Here is a 17,308-nt window from a genome sequence, read left to right as displayed (position 1 = left end):
CGCCTTCATCAGCCCGCCAGATAGGCAGGCAGATCCCCTATCGAAGAAAGGACAATGTGGGCGTGCGGCTGCAAGTCTTCGGCGTTTGCCGGTCCTGTCAGCACACCGATACGGCAGCCGACACCGGCATTGGCGCCGCAATCCATATCGTGCTTGCTGTCTCCGACAAAGACCAGCTCGTCCGGCGTAATATCCATTTCGTCACAGAACCCATGGATCATACCGGGGCCGGGTTTGCTGCCATAGCCGCTGTCGGATCCGCAAATGAAATCGAACAGCGTCAGAGCATCGGCTTGTTTCAGCTGGCCTAAGGCGCCGGCTTCATAGTCGTTGGTGGCAACACCGAGGACGAAGCCGCGCGCCCGCAATGTCCCCATTACATGGTGCAGGTCACAGGTCGGCATGAGCGGAAGATCGGCCAATATTGCGCGATTGACCGCCTCGAGTTCGGACAGCGTGATTTCGGGAAGCAACGCCAGCCAGGCGGCATTCACCTCCTCAGCGCTTGCATTCACGATCAGCGAACCGGTGATGAAGCGGCGCTCCTTGCGGTCGTAGCCACAGGCGGCGGCAAGCGCATCCTTGCGGGGTTCGTCCGGGCCGACCAGCGCATCGAACATGCGGTCGCAAAAGGTCGCCCACGTCTCGGTAAAGGCAAAAAGCGTTCCGTCCTTGTCAAACAGAACGGCTTTGTAGGTTCGTTCCGCCTTCTGCGTCGTCATTGCGTTTCGTATTTCCATATTTGTCTCGTTCGGTCGCCGGCGTGCCCGAGCGGCTGAAAATGGCTGCCGTGCGACGCAGTGTCAATGCTCCACATTTCGGCAGGGCTAAAATTCCGCCGGAAGACCGGCCAGAGCAGGCGGGAATCCCATTTCCGCATCAATATCCGCCGGTAGCAGCATTCGGCCCCGGAAGCGGCCTGAATTAACGTTAGCGAAAAAAAAATCGATCTCTTTCCAAGGAATTGCCACCGGCATGCGTCAAACAAACTGACATGTACATGAACACCGGCGATCAAGATCTGGCAAAATCCGCTGCGCGCGGTGATGCGGCCTCCTTCCAGGCGCTGCTGGAGCGTCATTACGACACGATATACGCCGTTGCGTTCCGCTATAGCGGTCTGCGCGAGGATGCCGAAGACATCGCCCAGGAGGTCTGCACGTCGCTTGTCACCAAGCTGCATTCCTATAGGGGCCAGTCGCAGTTCAAGACCTGGCTCTACAGGATCACGGTCAACGCGGCGCGCGATCTGCACCGGAAGAAAGCCGCTTCAGGAAAACTCCACCAGGCCTACGCGGAATTGTCGGACCTTGCGCGTGAAGAGGCGACGGAGTCGGCGGGCGACATCGCCTGGCTCTATCAGTCGCTGGACCGGCTGGCGGAATCCCTGCGGGAAACCGCCATTTTGGTGCTTGCCGAAGGCATGAACCACAAACAGGCAGCAGAAATACTCGATGTGAAAGAATCGACCATCTCCTGGCGGATGCACGAGTTGAAGAACCAATTGAAAGCCTTTGCAACAGAAGAGGCGCAGGCATGACCGAGGAACTGGAAAGGGCGAAACGAGCCTTTGCGGCGCAGGAGCCGATCCGGCCAAAAGGCGACGCACGCCGCGCCGCCATTGCAGCCGCAATGACGCGGTTCGAGCAGGAAGAAAAGGGCGCTGCCCAAGGAAACAGCGTTCGTGAACGTCTTATGGAAAGCGGTGGCTCGGTGCTTGCCGCGTTCAAAAGGAGACGCATCATGAATATTGCACTGCCTAAACGCTCTCACATGCTGGCCGGCGGCGTGAGCCTTGCCGCGCTTGCATTTGTTGCTTTCAACATCGGGATTCTTCAAGGCCCCTACAGATTTTCGGATCCGGGGGTCACACCTGTCGCGAACAAGCCCGCGAAGGATGATGCCGCCACGTCCCTGGTCGATGCGGTCAGCGGCCAATCGGCTGATATTGCCACCGAAGTTTCCAAACTCGTCCAGCCGGAAGCAGCACCAGCGGAAAACGAAGCTCTGCAATCGGCTCCGGCGCGACTGACCTTGCAGGAATCGGTGGGCGCCCGACCAAAATTCAAGGCCGAAAGCCGTATTGCACCCGCGCAGGGAGTCCTTGCCGGCAGGGCACGCGAATCCGATGGTCTTGCCGGCGTCGCACCGGGCGATGACAGAACGCAGCACATTTACCAGGATCAGGGCCGGGACAAATTTGTGGACATCACGCCGAACCCGGTCAAACTCGTCAGCGAGGCGCCTGTCTCCACCTTCTCGGTCGATGTCGACACCGCCTCATACGCATTTGTCCGCTCCGAGCTGAACCGCGGCGTTCTTCCTCAAAAGGACGCGGTCCGGGTCGAGGAGATGATCAACTATTTCGACTACTCCTATGATGTGCCCGCAGACCGGGCGGTACCGTTCAATGCAGAACTTTCCATCATGCCGACGCCCTGGAACACTGAGACCAAATTGCTGCGCATCGGCATCAAGGGATACGACCTGCCGAAAGCGGAAGCTCCAAACGCCAATCTGGTGTTCCTGATCGATACGTCAGGATCGATGAATGCGCCGGACAAGCTGCCGCTCTTGCGCAACGCCTTCAAACTTCTCGTTTCCGGTTTGAAACCGGATGATACGGTCGCGATCGTCGCCTATGCAGGCAGCGCCGGAACCGTGCTGGAGCCGACCAGAATATCGGAGAAGGCGAAAATCCTGGCCGCGCTCGACCAGTTGAGTTCGGGCGGATCGACCGCTGGCGCCGAAGGCATCCGCCAGGCCTATCAATTGGCCGAAAGCGTCTTTGACAAGGATGGCGTCAACCGCGTGATCCTGGCGACGGACGGCGATTTCAATGTCGGCATTACCGATACCGAGGAACTCAAGAGTTTCGTCGAGCGCAAGCGCGAGACTGGCATCAGCCTGTCGGTGCTCGGCTTCGGTCAGGGCAATTACAATGACGAGCTGATGCAAACGCTCGCCCAGAACGGCAATGGCAATGCGGCCTATATCGATACGTTGAACGAAGCCCGCAAGACGCTGGTCGCGGAGGCCGGCTCGACGCTTTTCACAATTGCCAAGGATGTGAAGCTGCAGCTCGAGTTCAACCCTGAAACCGTCAAGGAATACCGGTTGATCGGCTATGAGACGCGGCAGCTCAACCGTGAGGATTTCAACAACGACAAGGTCGATGCCGGCGATATCGGCGCTGGCCACAGCGTCACTGCGCTTTACGAATTGACACCTGCGGGTTCCGGCGGCGGTCTGGTCGATGATCTGCGCTACAAAAAGACGGAAAATACGGCACCGGCGGAGCTGAGAAACGAATATGGTTTCCTGAAAATCCGTTACAAGCAGCCGGATAGCGACACAAGCGAGCTGATCGAGGTGCCGATCACCACCGACGCCGAGGTGGCGGAAATCAGCCAGGCCTCGAAGGACACACGGTTCGCCGCATCCGTCGCCGCCTTCGGTCAGGTCCTGCGCGGCGGCCGCTACACCGGCGCCTACTCCTATGACGATATCGTTGCACTGGCGCAGTCCGGCAAGGGTGACGATCCCTATGGGTATCGCGGTGAATTCATCACCCTCGTGCAGTTGGCAAATTCCGGCCAGGCACTGGAACCGTTGAAGAAATAGCGGCGGACCTGCAGCGCCGCCCGACCCTACCGGGTGGCGCTGTTGTTGTCGCCGGAGCTTCCTTCAAGCCCAAGATCCCGTCGCCAGCGGTAGTATATACTTCCGGTCTTGGAGGTTACCTTGTCCAGTTCAATGGTCTCTCCCACCACCGGTGGTAAACGTTGTCGATCCGTGCTCAATTGCACAACACTCTGATCGGGCAGTTTCACCCAGACTATCATGGGAGCGGCGCCGTCCCCGCTTTGTGCGAGGGTCCAGGAATGGACTACCCCCCTGGTGGGTTCGGTGGATTCAGGCAAAAAATGGTAAATCGCAAACACCAATATGCCCCCAACAGCCAGCAAGATGGACGAAGCCCGTGCCGTCGTGCGAAGACGTTGCCACCAAAGCATGCGGTTCAATATGCGTGCCGCGTCCTTGTCCATCGCTATCCTTGTCGATCCGGCATTTGCTGTTCCGGCCCGGGTGATAATGGTCTATTCTCACATGGTTATGGAAAAGGCCACGTTCAAGATCGAGACCATCTACGTGCCGGTCAAGCGCATGAAAACGCTAGATAAAGCCATTGTTGACGAGATCGCCGAGAGTATGCTGGAAGAAGGCCAACTCACGCCTATCCTGGTGCGGCCCGACGGCGACCGCTACGTGCTGGTCGAGGGACTGCACCGGCTGGAAGCCTGCAAGGCCCTCGGCGAAGAGACAGTCGAGGGCATGATCGTGCGGGCCCGCCGGCACTGATACAAGCAACGAAGCTCAAGAATTTCCTGCAATATCAAGAGCGGCCTTCATCATCGGATGAAAGCGGCAAAAGTAACCGGCAGACATGCCGTGCGTGGCCGTGACAGTCTTCGAACCGCCCTTCGGGATAGTACCGGTATCCCAACTCTTGTCGGACGCGGTTGCCGTGTGCGGCACAATATCGCTGTTGATCCAGGTAATTCTGTCTCCCGGAGCAACAGAAATCGTATCCGGCACAAATTTGAATGCCCGTATTTCGACGACGTGTTTTCTGGTCTCGGGGTCATCGGAATTGGCTTGGGCTCGGGAAGACCAGCCGGCAACCGCGGCAGCAAATGCCGCCGCGGTTTTCGACAGGATCTGCCGTCTGTTCAAAACGGTCATCTATTTGACCTTTGCGACCATCATCGTGGCGTGGCCTTCATGCGCCTTGAAGATCTGCAGACCAGCCTCGAAAAGCGCCCTCACCTGCTCGTTGTCGATGTTCGGGATGAAGGTGTTTTCAACCAAATCATTGACAGCCTTGTGATAGGCGAGCTCGTTTTCCGCATAGCGCTTGTCGAACGCGGCCCCACGGAGCTGGCTCATTTCATCGATCAGCTTGTCGGCGTTTTCCATCAGCGTCTGGCTGAGGAAATTGTCCTGCGGGTCAGCATTCAGTTCGGCAAGCAGGGCCAGTGCCTGTTCGTTGACGGCCGTATGGTCGCGGATCATCGTCTGCGCGAACTCACGGATTTCCGGATTTTGCGATATGGCCAGCGCCAGATGCGCATAGCGGATATCGATATTGTCCGCGGTATAGGCGACATGGGCGATCTCCAGATCGTTAAGGTCTGCAGGAGATTGCGCACTGGCGGGCCCATGAAAAAATGCGACCGAAAGACCGGCCGCCAACAGTGCAGCTTTGATTTTCATGATTTTGTCCTTTGTGACAGTTCTTGACGGCATCAGCGGAACGAACCTGCTGACAGCATTCATTGAACCGCACATGGTTTGTTTCATGAATGACAGGAAATTCAAATTTCTTGATCAATCGTACAGAACAGCGCAACCAATCATGCTATCCTGCAACTCAGGCATTTGAAAAATGAGGCCGATATGGACCTGTTGAGCGACATTTTATCCCGCATGCAATTGTCGGGGACACTTTATTTCCGCACGTCCTTCACGTCGCCGTGGAGCATTCGTGTGCCGTCATTCGAAAATGTCGCCCGCTTCCATTTCGCCCACAAAGGGCGGTGTTTTGTCCGTATCAATCCAAACGAGCCGCCTGTGCCCCTGGAACAGGGCGATCTCGTCATCATCATGCGCGGTGCGTCGCACACGCTTTATTGCGATCCGACGACGGAGAACCAGGCCGTTCTGCTCGATCAGGTCGTCGAAAAATCCGGCTTCACCGGCAAGGGAGCGCTGGTCTACGGGGAAACCGGCACCAATTACGAGACGCAACTTGTCTGCGGCCATTTCGCCTTCGGCGACAACGCGCAGCACCTTCTTATCGACGCGCTTCCCTCACATATTCATATCCGGAACTATGGTGAGGCTGCCGGCGCCTGGATGGACAACACGCTGAAGGTCATCGGAAACGAGGCGGGGCGTGATCAGATGGGCAGCGATCTCATCGCCTTGAAAATGTCGGAGATCATTTTCGCTCAGGCGCTGCGCACCTATCTGGAAAGCGAAGGCGCCGGGCTCCCGGTGCTGGCCGGATTTGCCGATGCCAACATCGCCCGTGTCCTGACCGCCATCCACGAAGAACCGGCCTATCCCTGGACGCTGGAGAGGCTGGCGCAGATTGCCGGCATGTCGCGCACGGCGTTCGTGACCCGCTTTTCCCAATGCATGACGATGACCCCGCTCTCCTATATCACCCACTGGCGCATGCAGATCGCCCGGCAGCAACTGGCTTCAACGAGCGAACCGATTATCGAGATTGCCGAAATGGTCGGCTACCACTCGGAAGCGGCTTTCAGCCGGGTGTTCAAAAAACACCATTCGAGCGCGCCGGCGACCTATCGACGGCAGATCCGCGAGTTGGCGTAGGGCTTTGCGCACTGCCGGCCTGGCATTCTCATCTGCCGGTCATAATGGCAGGCCTGCATGGTCGGTATCGGCTCCACGGAAAAACGCACTTTGCCGCACAGGCAGTTTCCGGTTCTGTGCCCGGGCACTCCCTTGCTCTCGTGGTTGCATTTATTCTTTTTCGGCTGTTTTCGGGTTTTCAGGGTCCTGGACAAGGATCATTGCAATGCCGGGATCGGCGTCTTCAATGTCGATATCGACCCGGTAATGGCCGGGGCCGTTCTGAAATATCCAACCGGGGCTGACATTGTGCTGCGGATCGCCGACCGGAGCACCGTGGCGGTATACCCGGATCGTTGCCGGCACATTTTCCGTTTCCGCCCAAAGGTGCCACCAGGCCGGAATATAATTCCATCGTACTTCAACCGGCCCGGATGCGGGGATTTCGAATACCGAGCCGTCATTGGTGGGATGTGTGACTTCCACACGGGCGCTGGCAAAGAGCACTGTCGCAACAGCACCGATAGCGACAACGCCAGCCGACAAAGCCGGCAGGAAGGCAACAACCGAGTTCGCTGCCTTCAGCGCCTGAGCGGCAAATGGGGTCTCTTCCGACTTTGACGTGCCCGGGCGGCCGTCGATCAGCGTTGCGTCAACCCGGTCGAGAACCGGCGCCAACAGGGACGAAAGTTCGGTGAGCGATGTGTTGCTCCAAGCCGACATCAACCCTTCCACGACATTCACACGCAGATTGAAACTCCGCTCCTGCGCGCCAACGATTGAAAAATCGATTGTGCGCAGACCGCGGGGTTCTTCCTCCAACCGGGCATACAAATCCGCCAGAGTCGGGAAATCCTCCAGCACTTCCATAGGCCCTTTCGGCGCCTCGTGGTCATAAAGATCCCGCGTTATGTTCCCGTCCTGCAATATGGCGGCCGGAAGATCGTCCGGTCCGGGCGGATTCGGATCCGGTGTGCCCGGCGTGTCCCTGTTGTCGATGGGCTGACGCAACAGGACCTCGGTCAGCCTAAGGCCCGACGCAAGTTTCCTGGCGTTCAGGTCTTTGATCTTGAACGTTGCCGTACCGCTGCGCTGATGCACGCCAAACGGTATTTTCTTCAGGTCCAGTACGGAACCAAGGCGTGTCAGGATTTCAAGATCCGATCCGCTTTCAACCGGTGCGTAAACGACCAGATCGAGCCACGCCCGCGGAACGTGAAAATAGGCAATGATATGCAATTGCTGGCCAACGATGTCACATTTGACCCGGTCAACGGCCTGCCATTCATCCTGCAGTACGGCTCCAAGCTGTTCCAGGGTCAAAGGCGCCGGGTCTTCACTGGTCGCACCCCGGCGTCTTATCCAGAAGTTTGAACGCGACTGCGGATCGAATGTCGCCAGGGCGTCGATTGCGGCTTCAAGGACCGGACGATAGAGCGCCGCATATATGTGGCGCATGTGGGCGTGGGCTGCCAGCTCCACATAGGCGCCGGGTTCGTCCGCCTCCTTCAACTCGGCATGGGGCAACGCTTCCTGAAGCTGGGACTCCATGGTCTTGATCAAGGATTGCGCGGTTTGACTGTCAGTCTCCGTTACGGTGAGTGAAAGCTCCTTGCCCTTGTCGCGTACCGTCAACGAATACGGTCCGGCCGAAGCCCAGATTCCTTCAAGGGAGTCACCTATTTCCTGCGCACGTCGTGTGGCGTCGTCCACACTGCGAAGCGTTTCCCGCTCCCGACTGCTCCCTACCTTTCTAAGCTCAAACAGACCGTTTTCCGCCCGGCCGGCCTTTTGTGCGACCAACTGCAGCGCGTTGATCAGGTCCTCCGATTTCAACGGAGCGTCAGTGGTAAATTCGCGCGCGACTGAAACCTGCTTGTCATCCATGGCCGGCTCTCCGGAGTTATTCCGCAAGAATTCCGGTAAATTCCGCGCTGGTCAATACCACCATTACAAGATAATAGATCCGCAACACCAATCAGGGCTGGTATTTTATATTGCCTCTCAAGCAGCCCGGAAATTGCTGTACCGGCACAGGAACGATAGAGACTTCTGCCTTCGGAGAATGCTGAGAACAGCTTTGAAGGGCTGTGACTTACAGGGATTTTTGTTGTTTAACCCTGATCGGATAGGTCTCCGGCGATTTCCGGAAAGCCTTCTTGCAACCGGAGGAGCAAAACCAGTGTTCTTTCAAGCTTTCTTTGCGGTCGACTGATTGGGGCGCATACATTTTGCAGACCGGATCAATCCAGGCAGGGTCCACGGACGGCGTCAGTTTTATCTCGAAGAGTTGCACCTTGTCAGCAACCGAACGCAGCGAATGGGGGCCAAGCGCCTCAAGTGCAATCCCCCGCGCAGCAGCTGGGTCTGCCACGGATTGTGTCGCCAGGAGCTGACCAGGCGCCGCAAGAGACGTGATCCTTGAGGCGATATTGACCGTCGATCCAAAAACATCATTTGTGCGTCGAATTACAGGGCCGTGGTTGATCCCCGATCTGGTCAAAGGGATTCTCTTTTCCGATCGGCAAGCAGGCAACAGCCGTCCCAAAACCCGCAAGGCGGCGTCGGGCCCAGGAAATTCAAGCAACACCTCATCACCGATCCATTTGACCAGATTGCCTTCCTCTCCCAGCGACGCCCTGACCAATTCCTCGAACCGATCCAGAATATCAATCGCCAGGGCATCACCAAAAACATCGGCTATCGCGCTGAAGCCGGCCAGATCTACAAAAGCGATCGTGCTGTGGGACATAGGCGACGAGTGATGTTCGCTGCCGCAATGATCCATCTCCAACCTACCCTCCTGGTAATGTATCTGTGCAGTATAGTATGGAATGCACGGTATTTACCGCTGTGTCATTCCTTCCTCTGTCGGAAGGTTCAGCAATTGCGCAAATTACATTCAAACCTCGCTTTCACTTGATCGGACCTGCTCCCTGCGAACATAGCGCTTTATTCAGAGAATCGCGTGGATGCGCTAGTTGGCGGCCTGACTGTTCATGCGATCGTGGCGCTTGCGTATTTCCTTCGGCCATTGTGCCTTGATGTAGGATAAAACGGCAACGATCTCCTGATCGGAAAGAACGTTCTCGTATACCGGCATGTCGGTTTCGTAGTTTTCGATTCCTGCAAATTTGGCGGCGCCGTATTTTGTCAGTCCAAAGAGAATCTCGTCCGTGTGATGCCAGGTGTGGCCGGTCTCGTCATGCGGAGGTGCGGGCAGACGGCCGTTCGGGCCGGGAGACTTCCAGTTCGGCTGACCCTCGAGGTTTTCGCCATGACATGTGGCGCAGTTTTGGGTGTAAATCAGCCGTCCCTGGGCGACGATCCCGGCTTCGTCCGGCTTGAGCATAAAACTGGTTTCCCGGTCGGCTAGCAGGGCCGACACCGCGAAACCAAAAGCGATAACGGCAATTCCAGTCACTGTTAAAAGAATATGCTTTCTCATCTTCCGTCCAGAGCGGCGGCGTTTGGCCACCTTTTTCATGCGGTCCTGTACGCCTTCAAACGACATCAAACCACGTATTCATGCCGGCAGCCGCATGTTCAAGCATGTGGCAGTGAAGCAGCCATTTTCCCGGATTATCGGCGACAAATGCGATCGTCGTCGTTTGATCGGGACCAACCAGGAAGGTGTCGCGCCATGGACCGTCTTCTTTCACGGAACTTCCGCTGCGTTCAATGATCCTGAAATGATGACCGTGAACATGCATGGCGTGAACAAACGCAGTCCGGTTCACCGTCTCGACAATTACGGTTTCACCTTGCGCACAGCGAAAGAACGGTTCGGCGGCAAGGTTGGCTATGCCGTTGAAGGCCCAGACCTGGCCGGTTTTGCTGTAATCCGATCTTTCGAGCTTCTTTCCCTGATAAACGATTTCGCCCATCGTACCCATCGCACCGCCGGTCATGTCCAGCCGGACACGCATGGCCGAAGTCAAATCCGGGTCCGGAATGTCGTTGGACCTGAGTATCCTCGGCTCGGCTTTCTTTCCGCTCCCTGCGACAATCTGCAGATTGGCAAGCGGAAATGGTCTGTCTCCAGAAATCTCCTCCAACGGGACAACTCCCTCGCCGGAGGGCGTCACCTGTAAATCGACCCGTTGGGCCGGACCGATAAGCAACGGAGAATAATTCAGAATCTCAGGGCGCTGCAGCGGCTGCCCGTCATAGGCAATCACCTTTGCACCAAACCGGTTCGGATCCACTTCCAGAATTCGCGCATTCGAAGCGTTGATCAAACGCAGGCGATAAGTCTCCCCCGTCTTCAGCGCGAAAGACGGCCGATTAAGTCCGTTGACCGTCAGCCAGTTTCCCAGTCGGCCGCCATGGCTCCAATCCATCAGTGATCCAAGGCTTGCAACATCCAGTTTTCCGGACCGGTCCAGCCGCCAGTCGTCAATGACGAGGGTCAGGTCGTGCTCATCGTCAAACGCCGGATCATTTTCAAGCACAATGAGTGCTCCATAGAGCCCCCTGGCTACCTGGTTCCAGCTTTTGTTGTGAGCGTGATACCAATAGGTCCCGGCATCCGGCGCAACGAAGTCATACTCGAAAGTCCCGCCAGGTTTCACCGCATCCTGCGTAAGGCCGGCAACGCCGTCCATGGCATTCTCAATGCGGATGCCGTGCCAATGTATGGACGTCGGCTCCTCGAGTTCGTTTGCGAAACGCACTGTGACGCGCTCCCCCTGCTTCACCCTGATTTCAGGGCCCGGCGCGCTTCCGTTGTAGGTCCAAAGATCAGAAGGCGGGGAATCGAACCGGTAAAGACGCTTCCTGGACGGCCGTGCCGTTATGTTAATCATACCCTGCGCATGGGATACATCCGGTGCAATAGGAACGGCCGCAAGAGCAGCCGTTGCCATTGACGAACTCAGGAATATGCGTCGTGTCAATTTCATCGCGATTGGTCCCGATCGAGCAGATATGTTGCAATAGCGGTCAGGTCGTCGTCGCTAAGAAAAGACGTACCGTCCCTTACGACTTCGCCCATGGCGCCACCGAAGGCATCGCCATCCGGCAGTACGCCGGTTCTCAGCGCATATTTAAGATTGTTGATCGTCCAGCCCTTCTCCGCGAGTTCGACGCTGGTTATCGGCGGTGCCTTGCCGCCGTCGGGCAGGCCATCGGCACCATGGAGTTCAAGTTCGGCCTGCCGGGCACCGGCAAAGTTTCTCGGCGTATGGCAGGCTCCGCAATGGGCCGGCCCCTCGACAATGAATTTTCCCCGGTTCCACGCACGGCCTTTTTCGTCATCGGGAGAAAACGGGCTTGTGTCCAGAAAGGCCGCCCGCCACAATTTGAGACCGGCGCGGATATTGTAGGGGAACGTCATTTCCTGCGGTTTCGAGGGCTGGCTGACCGGAGGAACCGTCTTGAACGCGGCCCACAGATCGGCGATGTCCCGGTCCGAGAGCTTGGAATAGAATGGATATGGGAATGCCGGGTAATAGGAATCGCCGGATGGACTAATCCCTTTCCTCACTGCAGTCGCAAATTCCTCCACTGTCCAGCTACCGATTCCCGTTTCCTTGTCGGTCGTCAGGTTAGGCGAGTAAAACGTGCCGAAATCCGTTCTCAGGGCCAGGCCGCCGGCGAGTGGTTTGCCACCCTGCTCCGTGGCCGTATGGCAGGCGATGCAACCGGACATGCGCGCAAGATAGGCGCCCCGCGCAACGTCGCCTTCAGGAAATACGCCGCGCTCCGCGGGGCCGACCGGCCACGCTGTCAGCGCTGCCATCCCCGCCCCTGCAAACGCCAGGGCCAGGATAAGCAATACCGTAAGTCTCCTCATGGCCTATTTTTTCTCGAGGCGGAATTTCGTGTGACAGGACGAGCATGTTTGGGTGAGCATGTTGAACACACCATCGGCAGGCATCTGTGCGAGCATATCGGGCTCGAGCATCATTTTCGCACCGGCACCCATCATGCCACCGCCCATCATGCCGGAAGATCCGCCACCCATCATGTTCGCGCCACCGGATCCCATCATGTTGCCGCCCATCATGTTTGCGCCCTCAGTTCCCATCATGCTGCCGGCGGACATTCCTCCAGAGGTCATCATGGGTCCATTGTCGGCCGCGGCCTCAAGCCCATCGGCAAGCACCGAGAGTTGATCGGCAAGGGCCTTGAATTCGTCCCAATCCGCCCAGATTTCCAGTTTGGCGACGGATGCTTTCTGCATGCTTCCTTCCGGAAACAGTTTCGTCATAGCTTCGCCGGAATGGGACTTGATCAAAGCCGCACCCTGTTTAACTTCGGTCGCGTCATACGTCTTTTCGCCCATCATCATCTGGGAGATGGATTTGACCGCCTTGCTCATGACGCTCATCGCGTCCATGCGTTCCTTGACGATGCCGGTCGCCCCGGTGTGAGCGAGCGCCGCTGCAGAAATAGCCGTTATAGCAGCCGCGGTAACAAGGAAAATATGTCTCTTCATTTGTCTATTCCTCTTGAAATCAGTGCGATCAACTGCGTTTGCCGCAATTGCGTTCTTTCGTTTTCAAGAGGCCACCCGCGGCGGTGGCGGATCATATCCCGTGTCTATCGGAAACAGGTCGTTTTCATTTTCAAATTGACGATCAGCGGGCAAGTTGAACGGCGGAAACATGCTTGAGCCGGAGAGCGCCAGTATTTCAGCACCGCAGTGGATGACGGAACCAGCAAATACGTCCGGCATAATATCTCCGCCCTCCAAATGAGAATGCGTGTCCGCCGTTTTGCTTCCCGAGGATTCTACCGTGGCATGCACATGAAGCGCGCCGGCTTCATCGGCATGCGACAGCACTCCACCGGCAAGAAACAATCCAGCCGCGGCCAACAGTTGAAGGCAGAAGCAAGGAACAGCCAACCGGGATTTTCTCAAACTGGACAGTGAAATCATGATGACCTGTTGCCGTGCGCTGAAGGTTGTCCCCGATGATGTGTACCCGGCCCGGAACCGGCCGGCCACCATGCTTTTCAAGCTGCATTCGTCGCCACAATAAAGCTTCCACCAAGTGGAAGCTCAAGCGCAAATTCATCCAATGCGTATTTTTGTATCGGAAATGAATTCATATTGAGGCACCGCCAGGTTTTTTGGTGCGGGGCCTTTCCTGATCCTGCCCGACTGGTCGTAATGCGACCCGTGGCAGGGACAGAACCAGCCTCCCCAACCTCCCCGTTCGGAACCGGCCGCCTGCCCAAGCGGTATGCAGCCGAGATGCGTGCAGACACCAACAACAACCAGCCACTCATCCCGAAGCACTCTATCGGCATCGAGTTCGGGATCCTTGAAATCGGTCAGCGGTTCGGTGCGAACGAGTTCCACAGTCTTCGCGGTCCTGCGATCGACGAACACTGGCTGCCCGCGCCATTTGACCGTTATCCTTTGACCGGGTTCCATGGACGACAGATCGACTTCAGTTGTTCCGCGGCTTAAAACATCGGCAGACGGATTCATCTGATCGATAAACGGCCAGAGCGCCGCTGCTGTTCCGAATACGGCCATTGCTCCGGTCGTGAGGTAAAGAAAATCCCTTCTGTCGGGATCTGCTTCTGGAGCGTCGGAAACTTCCGATTCGGACATCCTCATCTCCTTTCCAATTGCGGGCAGCAAGGCACATTTCCGATGTCTTGAAGCCCCCAAGCTTGCACAATAGACTTCAGCTTCCGCTCCTTACTGGTCGTTAAGTCCCGCAAGATCATCGATAATGGGACAGTCGGGCTTGTCGTCGCCGTGACATTTTTCCGCCAAGGAGGATAGCATTTGCCGCAGCGATTGCAGCTCCGTTATCTTTCGGTCGATCTCGCCGATCTTGTCCAGCGCCATTGCCTTGACATCTGAACTGGCACGGTCCTTGTCCTGATAAAGGGACAGCAAGAGCCTGCACTCTTCAATTGTGAATCCGAGGCTGCGCGCCCGCTGCACAAACCGCAGGCGATGGATATCCTTGTCGGAATATTTGCGGTAGCCGTTCGGACTGCGACCGGGAGTCACCAGTTGGATGTCTTCGTAATACCGGATGGTTTTTGCCGGCAGTTTTGAATGTTCTGCTGCTTGACCGATATTCATGACCAATTTCCCACAATGTCTTCACCTGCCGCGCATGACGCGCCAACACTTTGACAGGTATCCTTGTTTGCGGGCTGTTCAAGACCCGTACGCCATTTATCGTTCCCTTCCCACCGACCACCGCGCGAAGTTTAAAACCAGCGCTTGCAGCAGGGGGAAGGTCAACCGCGCTCGTTACCCGAGCCTCACACCCCGCAGCCGCAACGCATTGCCGATTACCGATACCGATGACAGACTCATCGCCGCCGCCGCGATCATGGGCGACAAAAGCATACCGGTAAGCGGATAGAGAATTCCCGCCGCGATCGGCACACCGGCTGAATTATAGACAAAGGCAAAAAACAGGTTCTGTTTGATGTTCCGCAAGGTTGCCAATGCAAGCTTCCTTGCCCGGACAATGCCGGTCAGATCGCCCTTCAGCAGCGTTATACCGGCGCTTTCCACGGCGACATCGGCTCCGGTGCCCATCGCAATGCCGACTTCGGCGGCGGCAAGGGCGGGCGCATCGTTGACACCGTCACCTGCCATCGCGACCTTGTGGCCCTTGGCGTGAAGCTCATCAACAAGCTTCTTCTTGTCCTCAGGCAGGACGCCGGCCCGCACTTCGTCGATACCAAGGCTGGCGGCTACGGCATTTGCCGTGCGCTCATTGTCGCCCGTCGCCATGATGATGGTCAGGCCCGCCTTGTGCAGTTCGTCAATCGCGGTTGCTGTCGTCTCCTTGATCGGATCAGAGACGGCGACCAAGCCGGAAAGTCCGCCGTCAACGGCGACAAACATGGCGGTCTTGCCTGCCGCGCTTAGTGCATCGGCTCTTTCCTGCAGGGGCCCGGTATCCACGCCCTCGGCGGCCATCATTGCGCTGTTGCCCAGCGCAACGGATTTGCCGTCAACCAAACCCCTGACTCCCTTGCCGGTCACGGCTTCGAACCCGGACGTATTTTGCAATTCCAGACCGCGCTCTTCCGCACCATCAACAATCGCTTCGGCCAACGGATGTTCAGAACCCTTTTCCAAAGCTGCTGCCATGGCAAGCACCTGTCTCTCTTCGAAATCAGCGGCGGCCGCGACATCGGTCAATACAGGTTTCCCTTCCGTCAGCGTGCCTGTTTTGTCGACGACCAGGACATCAACCTTTGCCATGCGCTCCAGCGCCTCGGCATCCTTGATTAGAACACCCGCCTGAGCGCCGCGGCCTGTCGCAGTCATGATCGACATCGGCGTTGCCAATCCCAGTGCGCAGGGACACGCAATGATCAGCACGGACACCGCCGAAACAATGGCAAAAGCGAAGGCCGGACTGGGTCCGAAAAAAAGCCAGACGAAAAACGCAACAACGGCGACTGCGACGACCGTAGGCACAAAATAGGACGCTACCTTGTCGGCAAGTCCTTGAATCGGTGCCCGGGAACGCTGGGCCGATGAGACCATGGCCACAATCCGCGACAACATTGTTTCGTCTCCAACCCTGCTCGCCTCGATGATCAGCGAGCCGTTCTTGTTGAGCGTGCCGCCGGTGACGGTGTCACCTTCAGACTTTTCAACAGGGACGGGCTCACCGGTGAGCATGCTTTCATCGACAGCGCTGCGGCCTTCCAGAACCACCGCATCAACCGGAACGGCTTCACCGGGACGCACACGCATGCGGTCGCCCTCGATGATGTTTTCGAGCGGCGCGTCGTATTCGTCGCCGTCGGGCGTTATCCGCCGCGCTGTTTTCGGGGCAAGATCAAGCAGGGCTCTGATGGCATCGCCGGTGCGCTCGCGCGCCCGCAACTCAAGCACCTGGCCAACGAACACCAGTGCCACGATCACCACAGCAGCCTCGTAATAGACGGGGACATGCCCACCATCCAAACGGATATCGGCGGGAAATATGCCCGGAACGAAAGTCGCTATCACGCTATAGGCGTAGGCGGCGCCAACACCGATCATGATCAGCGTCCACATGTTGAGGTTCCAGGTCTTCAGCGAGTTCCAGCCGCGATGGAAGAAGGGGCCGGCGGCCCAGAGTATGACGGGTGTCGCCAACGCAAATTCAAGCCATAACGAAACCCGCTCACCGATCCATTCACGCACCTGTAGCCCGAGCATCGGGGCCATCGTTAGAATCAGCAATGGCACAGCGGCGATGACGCTTACCCAAAGACGCTTTGTGAAATCGATCAGCTCATGATTGGGCTCATCGGAAACACCACCCATCGGCTCCAGCGCCATGCCGCAGATGGGGCATGTGCCGGGACCGTCCTGAATGATTTCCGGATCCATCGGACATGTGTATCTGGTATCGGCCGGTGCGGTGATTTTCTTTTTTGCCTTGTTGCCCGAAACATAGAAATAGGGATCTGCCTCGAACTTGTCGTGGCATTTCGGATTGCAGAAATGATAGTCCTGCCCCTTGTAGGTCAGCGTCGGCTTGCCGGCGTCCGGCTTCACGGTCATGCCGCAGACAGGATCAAGGAACCCGGTCGTATTATCATCTGCACCGTGCTGGTGACCGCAGCCCGAATGACCTTCTTCGCTCGAATGAACTAACTCTTGTTGTTCCATAAAGATACCTGTCAGATTTATAAGCTGACACGGTTATAGGGATTCCAGTAACTGGAAGGTCAAGAGCGCTTCACACAATATTTTCCGCGACCGGTTTTGAGAATGCGGCCCGTCTTTGACAGCCGCCGGAGCGCACGATACGTGACTTCGCGCGTCAGGCCGATCTCGGATGTGAATGTCATGATATCACTTTCAATCAGACCATCCGCCAATGCTGCAAACACACTGCCCTCAGCGCACTTGATCGCCAGCAACTCCAATCGCCTTCGACATGCCTGTCTTCGCCTGACACCAGCACGCTGCTGCTAATCCGCGCAC

General features: G+C 57.1%; 17 protein-coding genes. 4 read left to right on the top strand and 13 right to left on the bottom strand.

Annotation, left to right across the window (positions count from 1 at the left end; translation table 11 throughout):
- Window positions 1–8: 8 nt before the first annotated feature.
- A complete protein-coding gene (locus ABVT35_RS02275; RefSeq protein WP_368464651.1) occupies window positions 9–740 on the bottom strand; it encodes an HAD family hydrolase in 732 nt (243 codons plus the stop codon).
- Window positions 741–994: 254 nt separating this feature from the next.
- Between ABVT35_RS02275 and ABVT35_RS02270 the strand changes: the two genes are divergently transcribed.
- From ABVT35_RS02270 to ABVT35_RS02260, 3 genes are all read left to right on the top strand, one after another.
- Window positions 995–1,540, top strand: a complete 546-nt coding sequence (locus ABVT35_RS02270) for an RNA polymerase sigma factor (RefSeq protein ID WP_368464650.1) — start codon at window positions 995–997, stop codon at window positions 1,538–1,540.
- Complete coding sequence (locus ABVT35_RS02265) at window positions 1,537–3,624, top strand: von Willebrand factor type A domain-containing protein (RefSeq protein ID WP_368464649.1); 2,088 nt, start codon at window positions 1,537–1,539, stop codon at window positions 3,622–3,624. The genes ABVT35_RS02270 and ABVT35_RS02265 overlap by 4 nt, the downstream gene beginning before the upstream one ends.
- A 324-nt stretch (window positions 3,625–3,948) precedes the next feature.
- Window positions 3,949–4,362 carry a ParB N-terminal domain-containing protein gene (locus tag ABVT35_RS02260; protein ID WP_368464648.1) on the top strand — a complete coding sequence of 138 codons (414 nt, stop codon included), beginning with the start codon at window positions 3,949–3,951 and terminating at the stop codon, window positions 4,360–4,362.
- A gap of 15 nt (window positions 4,363–4,377) precedes the next feature.
- Here ABVT35_RS02260 and ABVT35_RS02255 read toward each other — a convergent pair whose 3' ends face one another.
- Together ABVT35_RS02255 and ABVT35_RS02250 are read right to left on the bottom strand one after the other, a co-directional pair.
- Window positions 4,378–4,746: a plastocyanin/azurin family copper-binding protein gene (locus ABVT35_RS02255; RefSeq protein WP_368464647.1), complete on the bottom strand. Its 369-nt coding sequence runs from the start codon at window positions 4,744–4,746 to the stop codon at window positions 4,378–4,380.
- Complete coding sequence (locus ABVT35_RS02250; RefSeq protein WP_368464646.1) at window positions 4,747–5,277, bottom strand: DUF4142 domain-containing protein; 531 nt, start codon at window positions 5,275–5,277, stop codon at window positions 4,747–4,749.
- 183 nt (window positions 5,278–5,460) lie between these two features.
- Between ABVT35_RS02250 and ABVT35_RS02245 the strand changes: the two genes are divergently transcribed.
- Window positions 5,461–6,405 carry a cupin domain-containing protein gene (locus ABVT35_RS02245; RefSeq protein WP_368464645.1) on the top strand — a complete coding sequence of 315 codons (945 nt, stop codon included), beginning with the start codon at window positions 5,461–5,463 and terminating at the stop codon, window positions 6,403–6,405.
- A gap of 150 nt (window positions 6,406–6,555) precedes the next feature.
- Here ABVT35_RS02245 and ABVT35_RS02240 read toward each other — a convergent pair whose 3' ends face one another.
- The 10 genes from ABVT35_RS02240 to ABVT35_RS02195 form a co-directional block, all read right to left on the bottom strand.
- Window positions 6,556–8,271: a hypothetical protein gene (locus ABVT35_RS02240; RefSeq protein ID WP_368464644.1), complete on the bottom strand. Its 1,716-nt coding sequence runs from the start codon at window positions 8,269–8,271 to the stop codon at window positions 6,556–6,558.
- A gap of 208 nt (window positions 8,272–8,479) precedes the next feature.
- Window positions 8,480–9,172, bottom strand: coding sequence for an adenylate/guanylate cyclase domain-containing protein (locus ABVT35_RS02235; RefSeq protein ID WP_368466256.1), 693 nt, complete (start codon window positions 9,170–9,172; stop codon window positions 8,480–8,482).
- A gap of 189 nt (window positions 9,173–9,361) precedes the next feature.
- Window positions 9,362–9,832 (bottom strand): c-type cytochrome, encoded by a 471-nt coding sequence (locus tag ABVT35_RS02230; RefSeq protein ID WP_368464643.1) that lies wholly within the window; start codon window positions 9,830–9,832, stop codon window positions 9,362–9,364.
- A gap of 55 nt (window positions 9,833–9,887) precedes the next feature.
- Complete coding sequence (locus ABVT35_RS02225) at window positions 9,888–11,288, bottom strand: multicopper oxidase family protein (protein ID WP_368464642.1); 1,401 nt, start codon at window positions 11,286–11,288, stop codon at window positions 9,888–9,890.
- A complete protein-coding gene (locus ABVT35_RS02220) occupies window positions 11,285–12,181 on the bottom strand; it encodes a cytochrome c (RefSeq protein ID WP_368464641.1) in 897 nt (298 codons plus the stop codon). Before ABVT35_RS02220 ends, ABVT35_RS02225 begins: the two co-directional genes overlap by 4 nt.
- Before the next feature lie 3 nt (window positions 12,182–12,184).
- Entirely contained in the window at window positions 12,185–12,826 is a 642-nt protein-coding gene (locus tag ABVT35_RS02215) for a cytochrome c (RefSeq protein ID WP_368464640.1), read from the bottom strand.
- Window positions 12,827–12,889: 63 nt separating this feature from the next.
- Entirely contained in the window at window positions 12,890–13,351 is a 462-nt protein-coding gene (locus ABVT35_RS02210) for a hypothetical protein (RefSeq protein ID WP_368464639.1), read from the bottom strand.
- A gap of 54 nt (window positions 13,352–13,405) precedes the next feature.
- A complete protein-coding gene (petA, locus tag ABVT35_RS02205) occupies window positions 13,406–13,954 on the bottom strand; it encodes a ubiquinol-cytochrome c reductase iron-sulfur subunit (protein WP_368464638.1) in 549 nt (182 codons plus the stop codon).
- Between the two features lie 90 nt (window positions 13,955–14,044).
- Window positions 14,045–14,440, bottom strand: a complete 396-nt coding sequence (gene cueR, locus ABVT35_RS02200) for a Cu(I)-responsive transcriptional regulator (protein ID WP_368464637.1) — start codon at window positions 14,438–14,440, stop codon at window positions 14,045–14,047.
- 174 nt (window positions 14,441–14,614) lie between these two features.
- On the bottom strand, window positions 14,615–16,990 hold the full coding sequence (locus ABVT35_RS02195) for a heavy metal translocating P-type ATPase (protein ID WP_368464636.1): 2,376 nt from the start codon (window positions 16,988–16,990) through the stop codon (window positions 14,615–14,617).
- Between the last annotated feature and the right edge of the window lie 318 nt (window positions 16,991–17,308).

The organism is Hoeflea sp. TYP-13 (assembly GCF_040932035.1).
Classification (GTDB): Bacteria; Pseudomonadota; Alphaproteobacteria; order Rhizobiales; family Rhizobiaceae; genus Hoeflea_A.
Note: the sequence above shows the minus strand (reverse complement) of the source record. Positions and strands in the feature narration are given on the sequence as shown.

Bases quoted from the DNA above. Each gene is read 5' to 3' on its own strand.
- ABVT35_RS02270 (WP_368464650.1), top strand. From the start codon at position 995: ATGTACATGAACACCGGCGATCAAGATCTGGCAAAATCCGCTGCGCGC.
- ABVT35_RS02265 (WP_368464649.1), top strand. From the start codon at position 1,537: ATGACCGAGGAACTGGAAAGGGCGAAACGAGCCTTTGCGGCGCAGGAG.
- ABVT35_RS02195 (WP_368464636.1), bottom strand. From the start codon at position 16,990: ATGGAACAACAAGAGTTAGTTCATTCGAGCGAAGAAGGTCATTCGGGC.
- ABVT35_RS02235 (WP_368466256.1), bottom strand. From the start codon at position 9,172: ATGGATCATTGCGGCAGCGAACATCACTCGTCGCCTATGTCCCACAGC.
- ABVT35_RS02225 (WP_368464642.1), bottom strand. From the start codon at position 11,288: ATGAAATTGACACGACGCATATTCCTGAGTTCGTCAATGGCAACGGCT.
- ABVT35_RS02255 (WP_368464647.1), bottom strand. From the start codon at position 4,746: ATGACCGTTTTGAACAGACGGCAGATCCTGTCGAAAACCGCGGCGGCA.
- ABVT35_RS02220 (WP_368464641.1), bottom strand. From the start codon at position 12,181: ATGAGGAGACTTACGGTATTGCTTATCCTGGCCCTGGCGTTTGCAGGG.
- petA (WP_368464638.1), bottom strand. From the start codon at position 13,954: ATGTCCGAATCGGAAGTTTCCGACGCTCCAGAAGCAGATCCCGACAGA.
- ABVT35_RS02275 (WP_368464651.1), bottom strand. From the start codon at position 740: ATGGAAATACGAAACGCAATGACGACGCAGAAGGCGGAACGAACCTAC.
- ABVT35_RS02260 (WP_368464648.1), top strand. From the start codon at position 3,949: ATGCCCCCAACAGCCAGCAAGATGGACGAAGCCCGTGCCGTCGTGCGA.
- cueR (WP_368464637.1), bottom strand. From the start codon at position 14,440: ATGAATATCGGTCAAGCAGCAGAACATTCAAAACTGCCGGCAAAAACC.
- ABVT35_RS02250 (WP_368464646.1), bottom strand. From the start codon at position 5,277: ATGAAAATCAAAGCTGCACTGTTGGCGGCCGGTCTTTCGGTCGCATTT.
- ABVT35_RS02215 (WP_368464640.1), bottom strand. From the start codon at position 12,826: ATGAAGAGACATATTTTCCTTGTTACCGCGGCTGCTATAACGGCTATT.
- ABVT35_RS02240 (WP_368464644.1), bottom strand. From the start codon at position 8,271: ATGGATGACAAGCAGGTTTCAGTCGCGCGCGAATTTACCACTGACGCT.
- ABVT35_RS02245 (WP_368464645.1), top strand. From the start codon at position 5,461: ATGGACCTGTTGAGCGACATTTTATCCCGCATGCAATTGTCGGGGACA.
- ABVT35_RS02230 (WP_368464643.1), bottom strand. From the start codon at position 9,832: ATGAGAAAGCATATTCTTTTAACAGTGACTGGAATTGCCGTTATCGCT.